Raw genomic sequence first — 17,906 nt, forward strand, 5'->3', positions numbered from 1 at the left:
GGCTGTCGAGCTAGCGCTCCTGCTGCCGCTCGTTGTGGCCGCCATCGCGCGGCCGGTCCTGGCGTACGGGCACGCCACGCTGCGGGCCGTCGTTGCCCCGCTGCGGCTGCGGGATCTGCACGCGCGGGTCATCACGACGCTGCGGGACGTCGCGACGCTGCTGTTGTTCGCGCTGCTGTTGCTCCCGCTGCTGCTGCTCGCGTTGCTGTTGCTCGCGTTGCTGCTGTTGCTGCTGCATGTCGCGCTGCTGTTGCTCGCGCTGGCGCTGCTGCTGCTCCATGTCGCGCTGCTGCTGCTCGCGCTGGCGCTGTTGCTGCTCCATGTCGCGCTGCTGCTGCTCGCGCTGCCGCTGTTGCTGCTGCATGTCGCGCTGCTGTTGCTCGCGCTGCCGCTGTTGCTGCTCCATGTCGCGTTGCTGCTGCTCACGCTGCTGCTGTTGCTGCATGTCGCGCTGCTGTTGCTCGCGCTGCTGCGCGGCCCGCTGGGCTTGCTCGCGCTGCCAGTCGTCACGGCGTTGCGGGCCGGCTGGCTGCACGTCGCCAGCACGCGGCGGCTCGACGAGCGGGCGGGCGGGCTGCGTGGGCACCTGCACCTGCGGGGAAGCGAACGGCACGCCCGGTCGGCCGGCCTCCACGCCGCGGCCCGGCTGGTCGTGCCGCACCGGCACCTGGGTGTCGCTGCGCCAGCCCATGGCGGCGTCACGATCGCGGTCACGCGGGCGCTGGACGCCGCCGTCCACCGGCCGCGTGGGCGCCTGCGGCAGCACGGGCGCCAGGTCATTGCGGCCCGGCGCCATCGGCAGCGGGCGCGCCCAGCCCGGCTCGCCCTTGCGATCGGGCCCGCGCACAGGCATGGGCTGCAAGGCCGCGCCGGGCGCCGGCAGCACCGTGACGGCCGAGGGCACCTCGCGGTAGCGGTGCGGCTTCTGCACGGTGACGGGGTCACGCACATCGCGCAGGTCGTTGATGCGGCTCACATAGCGCGGGCTGTGACGATAGGCCGGCACGAAAACCTCGCGCGGCGCGAGCGGATACCAGCCGTAGCGCGGCGGCGGCGGGCGGTTGCCGACGGTGATGTTGACGCTGACCGCGCTGCCGCCCACCCAGCCCACCAGCGCCGGCGCATAGACCGGGCGCTGCACATAGGTGCCCGGCGCCCAGCACCAGCGGCCGCCCCAGTTGACCCAGCGGCCATAGTGGAAGGGCGCGAAGCCCCAGGGCGCGTCGTCCACCCAGGTCCAGCCCCACACGCGCGACCATGCCCAGTGACCGTAGCGGTAGGGCGCCCAGTCGGTGGCGACCACCGTGGTGGGGATCCACACGGTGCCGTAGTCCGGCGCGGTTTCCCAGCGACCGTAGCGGTCCAGGTCTTCCGCGCCAGTCATCTCGGGCGACACATAGCGGGCCACGGGGCGCGCGCCTTCGTCGCGGTTCTCGGCCAGCACCCAGTCGCCAAAGCCGTCGCTGTAGAGCGGGCCGCGCTCGGCGCGCGGGCCATCAGGCCACCACAGCTCGACCTGCTCGCCGGTGCCGGCGACAACGGGCGCCGACACCCGCGCCCACTCGAACCGCAGGCGCCCCTGGAACACGTAGACCTTGCTGCCGCGGTCGAGCTGCTCGACACGGTACAGCCCCTCGCGCTCGGGCTGCGCCGTGCCTTCGCGGGTGCGCAGCCGCGTCTCGGCGGCGTTCTCGGCGCTGCGCAGCCGCAGGGCCACGTCGCCACGGTCCAGCTGCAGCAGCGTCTGCCCGTCGTCGAGCTGGCTCAGCTCCAGGTCGCTGCGTTCGTCGAGCCACACGGTCGTCGAGCCCACCCGCAGCGACACGCGACCCCGTTCGTCGGTGCGCACGCGGTCGCCCTCGCCCACCGTCTGGTTGCGCACCAGGCGCGTCCATTCGCGCGAATCGTGGTCGAACAGCCAGGCGTCGCCGACGACGTCGACAACGCGTCCGGCGCGGGTCGGCGGGTCGCGGTCGGCCTCCAGCGCCTTCGCCATCGGGGCCATGGCCACCAGCAACGTGAGGGCCAGTGCGCGCCAGTGGCGCCGGGAAAGGACGAGCTTGGAATCGTTGGACGTGCTCATGGGCCAATGCTCCTTGACGTCAGCGCAACGCAGCCGGCCGCGGGCCGGTGGACGGCGCTTACAAGTGTTTCAATCGTCGGCGGCGGGGTCGAGCTCCGGGAAGAGCACCGACGTGAAGCCGAAGCGCCGGAAGTCGGTCACGCGCATCGGGTAGAGGATGCCGTCGAGATGGTCGCACTCGTGCTGCACGACGCGGGCGTGAAAGCCCTCGGCGATGCGGTCAATGGGCGCGCCCTCCGCGTCGACGCCGGTGTAGCGGATGCGCTCGTCACGCTCGACAACACCACGCAGGCCCGGCACCGACAAGCAGCCCTCCCAGCCCTCGGTGCGTCCACCGTCCAGCACCTCGATGACCGGGTTGATGAGCACCGTTGGTGGCACCGGCGGGGCATCGGGATAACGGGCGTTCTTCGTGTAGCCGAAGATGACCAGCCGCAGGTCCACGCCGATCTGCGGTGCTGCCAGCCCGGCGCCGCTGGCTGCGGCCATGGTCTCGAACATGTCGGCGATCAGCGCCTTCAGCGAGGCGGTGCCGAACTCGGTGACGGGGCGGGCGACGCGCAGCAGGCGCGGGTCGCCCATTTTCAGGATCTCGTGAACGGCCAAGCCGGGCTCCATGGGCTATCGTGCCGGCCATTCTAAAAACCAGACCATGCCTGACTTTCTCGAAGACCTCGGCCACGGCATCTACGCCATCGACACCGGTTTCCAGCGCCCGCGCTTCGACGCCGCCTACCTGATCGTCGAGGCCGGCCGCGCCGCCTTCATCGACACCGGCACCAACCATGCCGTGCCGCGCCTGCTCGCGGCGCTCAACGCGCTGGGCCTCCCGCGCGAGGCGGTGGACTGGGTCATCCCCACGCATGTGCACCTGGACCACGCCGGCGGCGTGGGCCTGCTGATGGCCGCCCTGCCCAGCGCCCGCGCCCTCGTCCACCCACGCGGCCTGCGCCACATGGTGGACCCCAAGGCGCTGTGGCTGAGCGCACTGACCGTCTACGGCGAGGCCGAGATGCAGCGCAGCTACGGCAAGCTCGTGCCGGTGCCGGCGGAGCGCGCCGAGGCGTCGCACGACGAGCAGGTCATCCACCTCGCGGGCCGGCCGCTGCGCCTCATCGACACCCCGGGCCATGCCAAGCATCACCACGCGATCTGGGACGAGCGCAGCCGCAGCTGGTTCACGGGCGACACCTTCGGCCTGTCCTACCGCGTGTTCGATGTGGACGGCCGCGCCTGGATGCTGCCCACCAGCACGCCGGTGCAGTTCGACCCCGACGCGCTGAAGGCCACCGTCGCGCGGCTGCTGGCCGCCGAGCCGCTGGCCATGCAGGTCACGCACTACGGCCGCGTCGGCGGCAACGTGGCCGAGGTGCAGCGCCTGGCGGCCGACATGCTCGCCCAGGTCGACGAGATGGTGGCCCAGGCCGAAGCGCTGCGCACCGCCACTGACCGGCATGACCGGCTGAAGCAGCTGCTGCTGGACGGTTATCTGGCGCGGCTGCGGGCCCATGGCCACGCTGCGGGCGACGAGGCCGCCGCCTGGCTGGCCATGGACGCCGAGCTCAACGCCCAGGGCCTGGAGGTCTGGCTGGACCGCCCGGCTCGCTGACGGGGCAAGCCGCCCCGCCCCGGCGCAAGGCGCACCGCAACAGGGCAGATCCCCACCGCCACGCACGCCCAGCCACGCGGACGCCCCAGGACGCTCGCCCTGGCCGCGCCGGGCATGGCTCTTGCAAAGCGTTGCACGAGTGCTTGCCGACACGCAGGTCACTTGGGATTGATTGCCAACGATGGCGACTCTCATCGACAGGCCCCGTTCGAGCAGACAGCTGCTTGCGGGGCTTTTCTTTTTGGTGCCGCCAGCCACGCCCGCACAGCCTGGCCGGCGGCCTCCGCTGCGCGAGACCAGACCATGCACATCGTCCTCATCGGCCACGGAATGGTGGGCCAGAAATTTCTCGAATCCCTCGCCGAGGGCCCGGCCGCCGGCCAGGTGCGGGTGACGGTGCTGTGCGAGGAGCCGCGCCCCGCGTATGACCGTGTGCACCTGTCCGAGTTCTTCGCGGGCAAGTCGGCCGAGGACCTGTCCCTCGTACCCGCCGGCTTCTTCGAGAAGACCGGCTTCACGCTGCGCCTGGGCGCCAAGGTCACGGCCATCGAGCGGCGCGACCAGACGGTCACGCTGGCCGACGGCGAGGTCATCGCCTACGACCGGCTGGTGCTGGCCACCGGCTCCTACCCCTTCGTGCCGGCCCTGCCCGGGCGCGACCGGCCGCACTGCCACGTCTACCGCACCATCGAGGACCTGGAAGGCATGCAGGCCAGCGGCCGCGTCTCCAAGAGCGGCGTGGTCATCGGCGGCGGCCTGCTGGGGCTGGAATGCGCGAAGGCGCTGCGCGACATGGGGCTGCAGACGCATGTCGTCGAGTTCGCGCCGCGCCTGATGGCCGTGCAGGTGGACGACGGCGGCGGCCGCGTGCTGCGCGAGAAGATCGAGGCGCTGGGCGTGCAGGTGCACACCAGCCGCAGCACGGTGGAAATCACCGATGGCGCCGCCGCCCGGCACCGGCTCGTCTTCAACGACGGCACCTGGCTGGAGACCGACATGCTGGTGTTCTCCGCCGGCATCCGCCCGCGCGACGAGCTGGGCCGCCAATGCGTGCTGGCCATCGGGCCGCGCGGCGGCATCGCCGTGGATGACCACTGCCGCAGCAGCGACCGCCACGTCTACGCCATCGGCGAGGTGGCCTGCTGGAACGAGCAGACCTTCGGCCTCGTCGCACCCGGCTACGAGATGGCCCGCGTGGCCGCCCGCCACATCGCCGGCGATGCCGACGCAGCCTTCCCCGGCGCCGACATGAGCACCAAGCTCAAGCTGATGGGTGTGGACGTGGCCAGCATCGGCGACGCGCATGGCAAGACCGCCAAATGCCGCAGCTACCAGTTCGTCGACGAGCGCAAGCAGATCTACAAGAAGATCGTCGTCAGCGAGGACGGCGAGAAGCTGCTGGGCGCCGTGCTGGTGGGCAACGCCGAGGAGTACGGCACGCTGCTGCAGATGGCGCTGAACGGCATCAAGCTGCCGGCCGACCCCGAGTTCCTGATCCTGCCGAGCAGCGACGGCAAGGCCAAGGTGGGCATCGGCCCCGACGCCCTGCCCGACAGCGCCCAGCTGTGCTCGTGCAACAACGTCACCAAGGGCCAGATCTGCGCGGCCGTGGGCGAAGGCTGCACGACGATGGGCGAGATCAAGGCCTGCACGAAGGCCGGCGCCACCTGCGGCGGCTGCGTGCCGCTGGTCACGCAGGTCATGAAGCTGGAGATGGCCAAGCGCGGCATGGCCGTCAACAACCACCTCTGCGAGCACTTCCCGCATTCGCGCCAGGAGCTCTATCACCTGATCCGCGTGGGCGGCATCAAGACCTTCAGCGAGCTATTGGCCAAGCACGGCAAGGGGCTGGGCTGCGACATCTGCAAGCCGGCCGCCGCCAGCATCTTCGCGTCGTGCTGGAACGACTTCGTGCTCAAGCCCGAACTGGCCAGCCTGCAGGACAGCAACGACTACTTCCTCGGCAACATCCAGAAGGACGGCAGCTACTCCGTCGTGCCGCGCATGCCCGGTGGCGAGGTCACGCCCGACGGCCTCATCGCCGTGGGCCAGATCGCCAAGAAGTACGGCCTCTACACCAAGATCACCGGCGGCGCCCGCGTGGACATGTTCGGCGCGCGTGTGGAGCAGCTGCCGCTGATCTGGGAGGAGCTGATCGCCGCCGGCTTCGAGTCGGGCCACGCCTACGGCAAGTCGCTGCGCACCGTGAAGAGCTGCGTGGGCAGCACGTGGTGCCGTTATGGCGTGGACGACTCGGTGGGCCTGGCCGTCGAGATCGAGAACCGCTACAAGGGCCTGCGCGCGCCGCACAAGATCAAGTTCGGCGTCTCGGGCTGCACGCGCGAATGCGCCGAGGCGCAGGGCAAGGACGTCGGCATCATCGCCACCGACAAGGGCTGGAACCTCTACGTCTGCGGCAACGGCGGCATGAAGCCGCGCCACGCCGAGCTGATCGCCAGCGACCTCACCAAGGCCGACCTCATCAAGTACGTCGACCGCTTCCTGATGTTCTACGTGCGCACGGCCGACCGCCTGCAGCGCACCAGCACCTGGCGCGACAGCATGGAAGGCGGGCTGGACTACCTGAAGAGCGTCGTCATCGACGACAAGCTGGGCCTGGGGTCTGAGCTGGAAGCGCAGATGCAGGCCGTCGTCGACAGCTACCAGTGCGAGTGGAAGACCGCCGTCGAGACGCCGGCCGTGCGCCAGCGCTTCCGCAGCTTCGTCAACAGCGAGCAGCCCGACGAGCAGATCGTCTTCGTCAAGGAGCGCGGCCAGATCCGCCCGGCCCGCGCCGACGAGCGCACCGAGCCGACCGACGCCCAGCCCGCCTGAGCCCCGCATCCAGGAGTACCGCATGAGCCAAGGCACCTTCACCCCCGTCTGCAGCGTCGACCAGATCCTGCCCAACACCGGCGTCGCCGCGCTGGTGAACGGCCGCCATGTCGCCGTGTTCCGCGTCGGGGCCGACCGCTTCCACGCCATCGACAACATCGACCCGCGCTCCGGCGCCAGCGTGCTGTCGCGCGGCCTGGTCGGCAACCTCGGCGACCGCATCGTCGTCGCGTCGCCGCTCTACAAGAACCACTTCGACCTGAGCACCGGCGAATGCCTGGAGGCGCCCGAGCAGTCGGTGCGGGCGCACGCGGTGCGGGTGCAGGATGGGCGGGTGATGGTGGCGTTGGGCTGAGGCTGTACTGAACACGTGCCTCGCACGCAGACTTGTAGATTGGGGGACGCAGTGAATGCGGATGCCAATCTACAGCTCGCCGCATCACCTGAACCGACGCCCCGCTGTGGATGTTGGGCTTCGCTGTCTTCGTCGGGATCAGGGGAACGTTGGGGTCGATGACCCCAACCTACCGGGCTGCACGGGCAGCGCTTCAAGAGCAGGCGCCAGGCCATGGACGAAGTTGTGGCCTGGATGCTCTGGTACAACCGAACTCGGTTGCATTCGACGCTGGCCTACGTCAGCCCGATGCAGTTCGAAGAAAACTGGCTCGCCGGCCAACGCCGGCAAGTCAACGCGTAGTCCAGCTAAGGGATACGGAATTCAGGGGCAAGGTCACAAAGGCATCCGCTGCTGTTCTGGCGCGGGTTGACGGTGGTGCTGCTGGGGTTGCGGGTTAGCGGACATTGAAGACCGCTGCGCGCGTGCTGTTGGACGAAGGTAAAGCTTCAACCAAAATGCGCAGGCAGAAGGCATCCACCATTCTCACGACCAAGACTACCACCACCATGCATATTCCCGGCCTCGGTGAAGTTCATCTCGACTCTCAATTCGGCTGGTATCGCAGCTGCGACTTTGTCGCCGTGCCGATGCTAGGCAGAGAGTGCTTCGTATTGGTCGATGGTTACGCTGAAGATGACAACCCTGATGACTTTCACGTTGCAATCGCGAATCTCTTGAACGGGGAACGCGACATCTTGCAAAAGGCGTCGCACCACATCTTCAGGTACTACCAAGACATGAATTCGTACTGGTCACCTGACGACCCTGAGTACGTGTCCATAGCTGCGCCTAAAGATGTTTGGCGGCACATTCAGCTGGGCAGCGAGCCAATGGTTTCGCGCCGCGCCTACGGAGACAAAGGTGTCTACGTGTCCATCGAGTGCAACTGCGATTGGGAGCCCGAGCATGGGCTTCAAATCGTCCTGAAGAATGGCTCGGAGATCACCAAGGTAGGCCCCTACGATGGCCACCTTACGAACAGCGACGCCTATGCCGACAGCGCCCTCGAGAATGTCGTCTACAAAGACGCGTAGCCCGTAGGTTATGGACGCCCCCCGGCTCGGACCTCAGACGTCCAGCCCCAACTCCTGAATCTTCCGCGTGATCGTGTTCCGACCGATGCCGAGCTTCTGCGCGGCTTCGATGCGGCGGCCGCGGGTGATGTCCAGCGCGGTCAGGATGAGTTGGGCCTCGAAGCGCTTGGTCAGCGCGTCCCACACGTCCGTCTCGCCGGCGGCCAGGCGGGCGCGGGCGTCGGCGGCCATGTCGGCCAGCCAGCCTTCGCCGCTGCTGGTGTTGGCCGGGGCGGCCACGGGCTGCACGGCGGCGCCGGCGACCGGGGGGGCCACCGACGGGGCCGTCAGCAGCGTGCTCGGCGCGCCGACATAGCCGGGCTGGATCTCGTCCGGCAGGTCCTTAGGTTCGACGACCTGGCTGGGTGCCATGACGCTGAGCCAGTGGCAGATGTTCTCCAGCTGGCGCACGTTGCCGGGGAACTCGAAGTTGCTCAGCACGGCCAGCGCCGCGTCGGAGAGGCGCTTGGGCTCCACGCCCAGTTCGGTCGCGCTGCGCTGCAGGAAATGGCGGGCCAGCGCGGGCACGTCTTCCTTGCGCTCGCGCAGCGGCGGCAGGCGCAGGCGGATGACGTTCAGGCGGTGGAACAAGTCCTCGCGGAACACGCCCTGGCGCACGCGCTCTTCCAGGTTCTGGTGGGTGGCGGCGATGACGCGCACGTTGCTGCGCATCGGGCTGTGGCCGCCGACGCGGTAGAACTGGCCGTCGGACAACACACGCAACAGGCGGGTCTGCAGCTCGAACGGCATGTCGCCGATTTCGTCGAGGAAGAGCGTGCCGCCGTCGGCCTGCTCGAAGCGGCCGCGCCGCGACGCCTGGGCGCCGGTGAAGGCGCCGCGCTCGTGGCCGAAGAGTTCGCTTTCCAGCAGGTCCTTGGGGATGGCCGCCGTGTTGATGGCCACGAAGGGGCCTTCACCGCGCGGGCTGTGCTTGTGCAGCGCGCGGGCGACGAGCTCCTTGCCCGAGCCGCTCTCGCCGGTGATCATGACCGTCACGTTGCTCTGCGACAGGCGGCCGATGGCGCGGAACACGTCCTGCATCGCCGGGGCTTGGCCCAGCATCTCGGGCACCTGCGCGGCGGCTTCCTGTTCGCCAGATTCGCGCTGGCTTTCCTCCTGCGCGCGGCGGATCAGTTCGACGGCGCGCGGCAGGTCGAAGGGCTTGGGCAGGTACTCGAAGGCGCCGCCCTGGAAGGCGGACACGGCGCTGTCCAGGTCGGAGTAGGCCGTCATGATGATGACGGGCAGCGCCGGCAGCCGTGCCTTGACCTTGGCCAGCAGTTCCAGCCCCGAACCACCCGGCATGCGGATGTCGGAGACCAGCACCTGCGGCACGTCGTCGTCCAGTGCGGACAGCATGTCGCGCGCATTGCTGAAGCTGCGTACCGGCAGGCCCTCACGGGCCAAGGCCTTCTCGAGAACGAAGCGGATCGAGTGGTCGTCGTCTACAACCCAGATGGATTTCATGAGGTTCCTCAGCCGATCCCCTCACCTCGTGGGTTCAGGGCAGCGGCAGCGTGATTCGGAAATTCGTCAAGCCCGGCTCGCTTTCGCAATCGATCATGCCCTGGTGTTGCTGGGCAATCGTCTGCGCGAGCGTGAGGCCGAGGCCCGAGCCGCCTTCCCGCCCTGAAACCAGGGGAAAGAAGATGCGATCCCGGATCTCGGCGGGAACGCCGGGACCGTTGTCCTCGATATGCAATTCCAGTGCCAAGCGCCAGCGCTGCTTGCCCACCGTGACCTGCCGCGCCACCCGCGTGCGCAGCACGATCTGGGCGTCGCCGGCCGCGATGCGCGGGCCGAGCACCTGGGCGGCGTTCTGCACGATGTTGAGCACCATCTGGATCAGCTGCTCGCGGTCGCCGCGGAAGTCGGGCAGCGAGGTGTCGTAGTCGCGCTGGATGACCAGGCCGCGCGGATGCTCGATGAGCACCAGCGCACGCACGCGCTCGCAGATCTCGTGGATGTTGACGTCACCCACGACATGGGCCTTGCGGTGCGGCGCCAGCAGCCGGTCCACCAGGCTTTGCAGCCGGTCCACCTCGTGCACGATGACCTGGGTGTATTCGGTGAGCTCGGGGCTGCCTTCCTGCAGCTCCAGCGCCAGCAGTTGCGCCGCGCCACGGATGCCGCCCAGCGGGTTCTTGATCTCGTGAGCGAGGTTGCGCGTCAGCTCCTTGGTGGCCTGCACCTGGTCGTGGTTGCGCTCGTCGCGGTCCTGGCGGGCCAGCTGGGCAATCTCGATGAGCTCGACGAGCACACGTGGCGCGCCGTCCACGCCCGCGTCCATCTGCGACACGATGACATGCACGGGCAGGCCGTCCTCGTGGGCCCAGGCGCCACGGCGCAGCACGGCGTCGAAGCGGCTGCTGGAATACTGGTTGGCGGCCACGCCGCTCAGCGTGTCGATGAGGCGCTGGGCGTCGTCGAACCACTCGGGCAGCAGCGCCTTCTGCACGGCGCGGCGCGACAGCCGCATGATGTTCTCGAAGGCCGTGTTGGCGAACAGGCATTCGCCGTCGGCGCCGACGACGATGACCATCGTCGCCAGCAGGTCCAGGCCGACGTACTCGGGCGGCAGTGATTGGGTATCAGTCATGGCGCAGGGAGTCTCCCGAGGCGCCAGGCGCCCTAGGAGGGGAGTTTGCCGATTTCGCGCTTGAGCGCTTGCACGTCGGCCTCGTAGCGGGCGACGTTGTCCTTGAGCTCGTTCTGGCGATCGAGGAACTTCTGGTAGTTGCGCTCGTCGCCGCGGCGCTCGCCCTGGGCGCTCGTGAGCTCCTTCTGGGCGTTGGCGAGGCGCTCCTCGGCCTGGCGCAGCTCGGTCTGCAGCACGCGGCGGCGCTCGTCGTCGCGCACGCGCTGCTGCCCGGCGTCGACGCGGCTCTCGGCGCCACGCGGGGTGTCGGGCGCCGCAGCGGCAGCAGCAGCGCGTGGCTTGGTGGTCTGCACGACCGTGATGGGCGTGCCCTCGATGGTGCGGCAGCCCTTGTCACTGGCTTCCTTGGCGGAAAGCGCGTCGGTGTAGAGCACCGGCGGACCGGGGCAGCGATACACCGCGCCCTGGGCTTGCGCACCCAGGCTGGCAACAACGAGCAAGGGGGCCAGCAGTCGGTTCAGCATGGCTGCATTGTGGATCAGACGCGGGCATGAAAAAGGGGCCGCACCGGCGGCCCCTCTCAGCTGGGGATGGCCAGGCAGCGGAAAAGCTGCCCATCGCCATCACAGCGCGTAGTACATGTCGAACTCGACCGGGTGCGTCGCCATGCGGAAGCGGGTCACTTCCTGCATCTTCAGGTCGATGTAGGCGTCGATGTAGCTGTCGGTGAACACACCACCCTTGGTCAGGAACGCGCGGTCCTTGTCCAGGTAGTCCAGGGCCTGGTCGAGGCTGTGGCAGACGGTCGGGATCTTCGCGTCTTCTTCCGGCGGCAGGTGGTACAGGTCCTTCGTGGCGGCTTCGCCCGGATGGATCTTGTTTTCCACGCCGTCCAGGCCGGCCATCAGCAGCGCCGAGAAGGCCAGGTAGGGGTTGGCGGACGGGTCCGGGAAACGCGCCTCGATGCGGCGGCCCTTCGGGTTGGCCACATACGGGATGCGGATCGACGCCGAGCGGTTCTTGGCCGAGTAGGCCAGCTTGACCGGGGCTTCGAAGCCGGGCACCAGGCGCTTGTAGCTGTTGGTGCCGGGGTTGGTGATGGCGTTCAGGGCACGGGCGTGCTTGATGATGCCGCCGATGTAGTACAGCGCGAATTCGCTCAGGCCGGCGTAGCCGTCACCGGCGAACAGGTTCTTGCCGTCCTTCCAGACGGACTGGTGAACGTGCATGCCGGAGCCGTTGTCGCCCACCAGGGGCTTGGGCATGAAGGTCGCGGTCTTGCCATAGGCGTGGGCGACGTTCTGGATGATGTACTTCTGCAGTTGCAGCCAGTCGGCGCGCTGCACCAGCGAGCTGAACTTCGTGCCGATTTCCATCTGGCCGGCGTTCGCCACTTCGTGGTGGTGAACTTCGACGGGGATGCCCATCTGTTCGAGGATCAGGCACATCTCCGAGCGCATGTCCTGGCCGCTGTCGACCGGGGGCACGGGGAAGTAGCCGCCCTTGACGGTGGGGCGGTAGCCGGAGTTGCCGTGCTCGTATTCCTTGGACGAGTTCCAGGCGCCTTCTTCCGATTCGATCTTGAAGAACGAGCCGGACATCTCGTTGCCCCAGCGCACGCTGTCGAACACGAAGAATTCGGGTTCCGGGCCGAAGTAGGCGGTGTCACCCAGGCCGGACGACTTGAGATAAGCCTCGGCGCGCTTGGCCAGCGAGCGGGGGTCGCGCTCATAGGCCTTGCCGTCGGTCGGGTCGATGACGTCGCACGACAGGATCAGCGTCGGCTCTTCGAAGAAGGGGTCGATGTTGGCCGTGTTCGGGTCCGGCATCAGCAGCATGTCGGAGGCCTCGATGCCCTTCCAGCCGGCGATCGAGGAACCGTCAAAGGCGTGACCCGACGTGAACTTGTCTTCGTCAAAGGCAGACACCGGCACGGACACGTGCTGTTCCTTGCCACGGGTATCAGTGAAGCGGAAGTCGACGAACTTGACTTCGTTCTCCTTCACCAGGTTCATCACATCGGCGACGGTCTTGGCCATCAATTGCTCCTACGGGATCGAGGGGGGTGGGTTGCCGCTGCCTGCGCACGCGCGCCCGCAGCCACGGGGGAAAGCAAAGCAGTTTGCATGCCAACATGCACCGACATGGGTTGCAGCTTGACAGCTCAAATCATTATCGTTGCCGGGTGCTCAGAGGAGACAAGTCACCGCACCAATTCGGCGCTGATGACCGCACCAAATTGGATGACGCCCAGCTTGAGTGCATCGTAGGCCTCAGCGAGTCGCTCGTCGTCACCTTTGACGCCCAGCTCGATGCAGCGACCCCATTGCGGATGGTCGACGCTCGGCAGGCTGAACACCTTGATGCCGGCGAAAGCGGCCTCGATGCGCTCCATCAGCGGCGTGAGGCTGGCCTCCATGGCGCCCTGCACGATGAGCGAGCGCTCCAGCACGCCCTGCTGGCGGTGCAGCTGCGGGTAACGGTCCAGCACCCAGGCCATCATCGGGTGCGCCATCACCGGAAAGCCCGGCACGAAGTGCACGTTGTCGACGAAGAAGCCCGGGATCTTGTTGTATGGGTTGGGGATGATCCCCGCGCCCTGCGGAAACACGCCCATCTCGAAGCGGCGCAGGCTGTCGGGCTCCTCCGGCGTGACCACCTTGCCCTGCTCGGCGGCCATCTGCTGGATGCGCTGCCAGATCAGCTCGCGCGCTTCGGGGTGCAATTCGAGCGGCCGGTCCAGCGCCGCGGCGGCGGACTGGCGGGTGTGGTCGTCGGGCGTGGCGCCGATGCCGCCGCAGCTGACGACGAGGTCACCGCTGGCGAAGGCGTCGCGCAGCCGCGCCGTCAGCAGCGCACGGTCGTCGCCCAGGTATTGTGCCCAACTCAGCTGCATGCCGCGCTCGGCCAGCAGCTCGATGAATTTGGCGAGGTGAGAGTCCCGGCGCTTGCCCGACAGGATCTCGTCGCCAATGATCAACAGCCCGATGTTCACAGCTCACCTCCTACACGCTTCGTACGCCACTTCAAGCGGCCACGGCCAGCGGCCCGGCGGCGCCGATTGCGCGCCAGTCGCTCGGCCACTCAAGACGCCCCATCACGGGCCAAAAGTACCTCGGACTCGATGACCGGCTCACCTGCGCGCAGCGCCTGCAGCGCGGCCAGCGCGTAATGCGTGAACCAGGCGGTGGAGAACGCGAACACCAGCGTGTAGAGCCACACCGCCACCAGCACCAGGAAGGGCGCAAAGATGAAGCCCGTCACGCCGGCAATGGCCCAGATCAACGACGGCACCGCGCCCAGGTAGCCGCAGATGACGCCCATGGTCATCATCGGGATGCGGTGGGCCTTGAGCAGCGCGCGGCGCTCGTCGGCAGAGGCGTGCTCGGCCAGCACATCGAAGCCGAACACACGGTAGGTCAGCCAGCCCCAGATCAGCGGCGGCAACACCATGACCAGCGGCGGGATCAGCCACAGCGGCATGGACAGCACGATCAGCACCAGCGCCAGCAAGGTGGCGCCCAGCGAGGCCATGACGCTCTGCGCCAGCGTGCCGCCGCGCTTCTTCTCCAGCAGCGGAAAGCGCCGCTGCGCCACCAGCCGCACGATGGCCGGCGTCATGCACAGCGCGACCAGCAGCAGGCTCAGCAGCAGCACGACGGGCAGCACGCCGGCCAGCACGACGATGGCGGTCAGGGCACTGCGGAACGACTGCAGGCCGAAGGAGTCCAGCCAGTGCAGCAGGCTCTCGACGAGCCGCCAGCTCTCCAGCGTGGCACGCACGACGGCGTTGGCGTCTTCCCAGAAGAAGTACATGGCGCCGAACACCAGCACGCCGGCCACGACGAAGGGCAGCAGCGACAGCCCGATGACGCGGGGATGGACGCAGTAGGCGACGGCGCGCCAGAAGGAATCGACGAGATCTTGCATTCGCTGCATCTGCTGCACCAACTGCCCTAGGCAGCCTTTCTGAAAGAAGCGGCCAGGCGCGCGAGCCCCAGCCATTGCTGACGCCAGAAACCCGCGCCGTAGTCGCGCCCGCCCTCTTCGGGGAGCTGGTCTCGCACGCCGGTGGCCTCCAGCTGGCCGTCGAACTTGGCAGTGCCGAACAGCATGTCCCACCAAGGCAGCAGCACGCCGAAGTTGTGGCCGCCCAGCGTGCCGCGGCCGGCCGATTCGTGGCCGATGCCGATGCTGTGATGCAGCCGGTGAAAGCGCGGGCTGACCAGCAGCCGCCCACCCCAGCGGCCGAAGCCGATGCGCGTGTTGGCATGCTGCAGGCTCTCCAGCAACTGCGTGATGACGGTGATGGCGACGAACTGCCCCGGCTCCACACCGATCAGCCGCGCCAGCAGCGCAAACGCCGTGGCCGTGACCACGTCGTCGAGCAGGTGGTTGCGGTTGTCGCTCCACATCGTCATCTGGCGCTGGCTGTGGTGCAGGCTGTGCAGCGCCCACCAGGCGTTGAGGCTGTGCTGCCAGCGGTGCAGCCAGTAGCCGACGAAGTCGAACACGACGAGATAGGCCGCCAGGCTCACCCACGCGATGTCGGTCACGCCGGGCCACAGGCCATCCAGCTGCCAGGTGGGCAGGCCCGCCAGGCGCAGCTGGCCGGCGATGGCGTCCCAGGCCGGCTCGATGGTGAAGAACATCACCAGCCGCACCAGGCCCAGGCGGTGGATCAGCGTGTAGAGCACGTCGACGCGCACGGCCGCGCGGTCCGTCACCGGCTCGACCGGCCAGCGCTTCTCCAGCAACCGGATGCCCAGCAGCAGCACCAGCACCTGCAGCAACCCCAGCAACAGCCAGCCGGTCGCATCGAACGCGTCTTCCAGCAGATTGCCAAAGCCCAGGCCGAACACGACGGGCTGGATGACGTTCTCGAACAGCAGCTGCTGCAGGAGGTCGAAGGTGTTGGAAATCCAGTCGATCACGGTTTCAAACCTGGATCTGGCAGTTGGGCGCGCCCGAGGGGCTGGGGAGGCGGGCTGCTGGCAAGGCGCGACGACGACGCGGGTTCTCGCCCGCGAGGAGGAGCCACGCGGCCAGCCGGTCGCAGCGCCAGACCCGCAGGCGTGCAGCGTTGCTCATCGACAGGGCAGACATGGCGCAATGCTGAACGTACGGGCGCATCGACACTTTCACGGGCTGGCAAGCGCTCCACTGCCGGATCTGGGTTTGAACAGGGGCGCGTAGCGCGGATGATCGCGCAGCGGCGCGAAGCACATGCCGCGCTCCTCGAGCCCGGTCATCAACGGCTCCAGCACGGCAGGCGCCCAGGGGTCTTGCCGCTCCCAGATGCCGAGGTGGGCGATGAGGATGTCGCCCGGCCGGATGTCGCGCAGTGCGCGCTCCAGCAGCACCGCGTTCGGGCTGGACTGGCTGGGCAGCTCGTCGCCCAGGAAGCCAGCACGGCTCCAGCCCACATGCGTGTAGCCACAGGCCCGCGCTGCATTCAGCAGCGCCGTGGACGTGCGGCCAGCCGGCGCGCGGAAGATGGGCGCCATAGTCTTGCCCGTCATGGCCTGAAAGCGCGTCGCCACCTTCTTCAGGCTCTCGCAGTACTGCTCGGCCGTCAGCTCACGCACGACGGGCGGGTTGATGCCGGCCTGCGTGCGCACCTTGAAGCGCGTGACCTTGCCCTCTGCGTCGGGCAGGTCTTCCAGGAACACGTCGTGGTCCCAGGTGTGCGAGCCGAAGTCATGGCCCTCGGCGACACGCTCGCGCCACCACGGCGCCCAGGTGTCGTCCAGCGTCGTGCCGCCGGTCTTGGTCGGCTCGCTGGCCAGGAAGAACGTCGCCTTGGCGTTGTGCTTCCTGAGCGTTTCGGCGATCAGCGGCGCCACGCCCATGTGGCCGGTGTCGAACGTGAGGTAGACCGGCTTGTCGCAAGCTGGCTGCGCGGTAGCCGCGGTGGCCACCAGCGCCAAGAGAAGGGCTTTCATGGTTTTCGAATGTGGGTCGAGCGCCGGGCCGCTCCCAAGCCGGCCCGCAGGCGATGTGCTTGCGGCTCAATGCCGCAAGCATCGCCGTCCCCTCGGGGGACAGGCCAAGGTACTCCTTGGACGAGGGGCGACATTTCTATAGGCGAGGCTTGTGGTCCAAGGTCCAGATGCCGTGCGGCGACTTGCCCACCTTGACCTGGCGCACGACCTTGCGCGTCGTCGTGTCGATCTCCGTCAGCTTGCCCGCCCAGCGCGACGTGACGAGCAGCGTCTTGCCATCGGTCAGCACTTCCATGTCGTCAGGGCCCGACGGCCCGGGGAACTGGTCGACCACCGTCAGCGTGGACGTGTCGATCTTGCTGATCGTGTTGCCGGCACGGTTGGACACCAGCACGTGGCGCTTGTCGCCCCAGGCGCGGAACGAGTGCGCGCCGTTGCCCGTGGGGATGCGCCGCACGAGCTTGGGCGCCGCGCCGCTGACGTCCCAGGCCTCGACGAACTTGTCACCCGTCAGGCCCACGAGGATGAAGCGGTCGTCCGGCGTGAGGTAAATGTCCGCCGGCATCTTGCCGACCGTGACCTTCCACTTCACGGCCTGCGTCGCCAGGTCGATGGCCAGCAGCTCGTCGCTGTCCTGCAGGCTGACGTAGAGCGTCGTGCTGCGGGTGTCGATGTTCAGGTGGCTGGGCGTCTTGGGCGCCGGGATGCGCTTGACGAGCTGCAGCGGCTCGGCCGCCGTGCTGCCCTGCCAGCGGTAGAGGTCCACGCGGTCCAGCCGGTTCGACGCGGTGACGAACCACTTCATGTCCGGCGAGAAGCGCAGGTGGTAGGGGTCGGAGATGCCACGCACCACGCGCTGGACCTCGGCCGTGCGCGGGTCCAGGAAGGTCAGCGAATCGCCCAGCGCGTTGGCGACGATCAGCGACTTCTCGTCCGGCGACAGATAGAGGTGGTGCGGCTCCTTGCCCGTCGGGATGCGCTTGACGACGGTGAAGCTGGCCGGGTCGACGACGGCGATGTCCGCGTCCAGCGAGTTCAGCACGAAGATCGGCGGACGCGCCGACTGGGCCTGGGCTCCGAAAGCCATCACCAACCCCAAGGCCATCGCCCAACTGCGCAACATCCGGATCTCCAGCAACAAAGAAAAGGGCGGCACATCGCCGCCCTGCACACGTCCAGTTTACCCGGGGGGTCTGTCCGGTCCCTGACCCAGGTCAACCAGGCCGAAGCCCCTCACTCCCGAGTTCGACACCAAACAGCCGTTTCGAGCGTTTTCCGCCAGCGGGTCCATTTGGAATCAACAACTTAGGCGCGCATTGGTCGATTTTCTGTAGTGGCACGTTTGCTTATTTGGTGTGTTGGCAC

At 68.0% G+C, this 17,906-nt stretch carries 16 protein-coding genes and 1 pseudogene; 5 read left to right on the forward strand and 12 right to left on the reverse strand.

The features are described 5' to 3' along the window. Positions 1 to 10: 10 nt before the first annotated feature. Both ACG00X_RS16520 and def read right to left on the reverse strand, forming a co-directional pair. Complete coding sequence (locus ACG00X_RS16520; RefSeq protein WP_394489394.1) at positions 11 to 2,083, reverse strand: DUF6600 domain-containing protein; 2,073 nt, start codon at positions 2,081 to 2,083, stop codon at positions 11 to 13. Between the two features lie 69 nt (positions 2,084 to 2,152). Further along, positions 2,153 to 2,689 (reverse strand): peptide deformylase, encoded by a 537-nt coding sequence (def, locus tag ACG00X_RS16525; protein ID WP_394489445.1) that lies wholly within the window; start codon positions 2,687 to 2,689, stop codon positions 2,153 to 2,155. A 46-nt stretch (positions 2,690 to 2,735) separates the two neighbouring features. On the opposite strand from def, the gene ACG00X_RS16530 reads away from it, so the two are divergent. From ACG00X_RS16530 to ACG00X_RS16550, 5 genes and pseudogenes are all read left to right on the forward strand, one after another. Next, positions 2,736 to 3,692 (forward strand): MBL fold metallo-hydrolase, encoded by a 957-nt coding sequence (locus ACG00X_RS16530; RefSeq protein WP_394489397.1) that lies wholly within the window; start codon positions 2,736 to 2,738, stop codon positions 3,690 to 3,692. 303 nt (positions 3,693 to 3,995) lie between these two features. After that, entirely contained in the window at positions 3,996 to 6,527 is a 2,532-nt protein-coding gene (nirB, locus tag ACG00X_RS16535; protein ID WP_394489399.1) for a nitrite reductase large subunit NirB, read from the forward strand. 22 nt (positions 6,528 to 6,549) lie between these two features. Continuing rightward, a complete protein-coding gene (nirD, locus tag ACG00X_RS16540) occupies positions 6,550 to 6,882 on the forward strand; it encodes a nitrite reductase small subunit NirD (RefSeq protein WP_394489401.1) in 333 nt (110 codons plus the stop codon). 177 nt (positions 6,883 to 7,059) lie between these two features. Beyond that, positions 7,060 to 7,224 (forward strand): annotated as a pseudogene (locus ACG00X_RS16545) (IS3 family transposase); the annotation flags it as partial. A 122-nt stretch (positions 7,225 to 7,346) separates the two neighbouring features. Beyond that, positions 7,347 to 7,958 carry a DUF6985 domain-containing protein gene (locus tag ACG00X_RS16550; RefSeq protein WP_394489403.1) on the forward strand — a complete coding sequence of 204 codons (612 nt, stop codon included), beginning with the start codon at positions 7,347 to 7,349 and terminating at the stop codon, positions 7,956 to 7,958. Between the two features lie 33 nt (positions 7,959 to 7,991). Here ACG00X_RS16550 and ntrC read toward each other — a convergent pair whose 3' ends face one another. The 10 genes from ntrC to ACG00X_RS16600 all read right to left on the reverse strand — a co-directional run bounded on the left by ntrC (position 7,992) and on the right by ACG00X_RS16600 (position 17,628). Continuing rightward, positions 7,992 to 9,464 (reverse strand): nitrogen regulation protein NR(I), encoded by a 1,473-nt coding sequence (ntrC, locus tag ACG00X_RS16555; protein WP_394489405.1) that lies wholly within the window; start codon positions 9,462 to 9,464, stop codon positions 7,992 to 7,994. A 34-nt stretch (positions 9,465 to 9,498) separates the two neighbouring features. Continuing rightward, complete coding sequence (gene glnL / locus ACG00X_RS16560) at positions 9,499 to 10,596, reverse strand: nitrogen regulation protein NR(II) (protein WP_394489408.1); 1,098 nt, start codon at positions 10,594 to 10,596, stop codon at positions 9,499 to 9,501. 32 nt (positions 10,597 to 10,628) lie between these two features. Continuing rightward, entirely contained in the window at positions 10,629 to 11,120 is a 492-nt protein-coding gene (locus tag ACG00X_RS16565; RefSeq protein WP_394489410.1) for a hypothetical protein, read from the reverse strand. A gap of 99 nt (positions 11,121 to 11,219) precedes the next feature. Beyond that, a complete protein-coding gene (gene glnA, locus ACG00X_RS16570) occupies positions 11,220 to 12,635 on the reverse strand; it encodes a type I glutamate--ammonia ligase (RefSeq protein ID WP_394489413.1) in 1,416 nt (471 codons plus the stop codon). A 164-nt stretch (positions 12,636 to 12,799) separates the two neighbouring features. Continuing rightward, on the reverse strand, positions 12,800 to 13,591 hold the full coding sequence (locus ACG00X_RS16575) for a competence/damage-inducible protein A (RefSeq protein ID WP_394489415.1): 792 nt from the start codon (positions 13,589 to 13,591) through the stop codon (positions 12,800 to 12,802). 89 nt (positions 13,592 to 13,680) lie between these two features. Beyond that, positions 13,681 to 14,526, reverse strand: a complete 846-nt coding sequence (locus tag ACG00X_RS16580) for an EI24 domain-containing protein (protein ID WP_394489419.1) — start codon at positions 14,524 to 14,526, stop codon at positions 13,681 to 13,683. Positions 14,527 to 14,552: 26 nt separating this feature from the next. After that, complete coding sequence (locus ACG00X_RS16585) at positions 14,553 to 15,527, reverse strand: sterol desaturase family protein (RefSeq protein WP_394489447.1); 975 nt, start codon at positions 15,525 to 15,527, stop codon at positions 14,553 to 14,555. A gap of 7 nt (positions 15,528 to 15,534) precedes the next feature. Beyond that, positions 15,535 to 15,702, reverse strand: coding sequence for a hypothetical protein (locus ACG00X_RS16590; RefSeq protein WP_394489421.1), 168 nt, complete (start codon positions 15,700 to 15,702; stop codon positions 15,535 to 15,537). A 35-nt stretch (positions 15,703 to 15,737) separates the two neighbouring features. Further along, positions 15,738 to 16,541: a polysaccharide deacetylase family protein gene (locus ACG00X_RS16595; RefSeq protein ID WP_394489424.1), complete on the reverse strand. Its 804-nt coding sequence runs from the start codon at positions 16,539 to 16,541 to the stop codon at positions 15,738 to 15,740. 136 nt (positions 16,542 to 16,677) lie between these two features. Then, positions 16,678 to 17,628 carry a YVTN family beta-propeller repeat protein gene (locus tag ACG00X_RS16600; protein WP_394489428.1) on the reverse strand — a complete coding sequence of 317 codons (951 nt, stop codon included), beginning with the start codon at positions 17,626 to 17,628 and terminating at the stop codon, positions 16,678 to 16,680. Positions 17,629 to 17,906: the final 278 nt, after the last annotated feature.

It is taken from the genome of Pelomonas nitida, assembly GCF_043555975.1.
In the GTDB taxonomy this organism is placed as follows: Bacteria; Pseudomonadota; Gammaproteobacteria; order Burkholderiales; family Burkholderiaceae_C; genus Pelomonas; species Pelomonas nitida.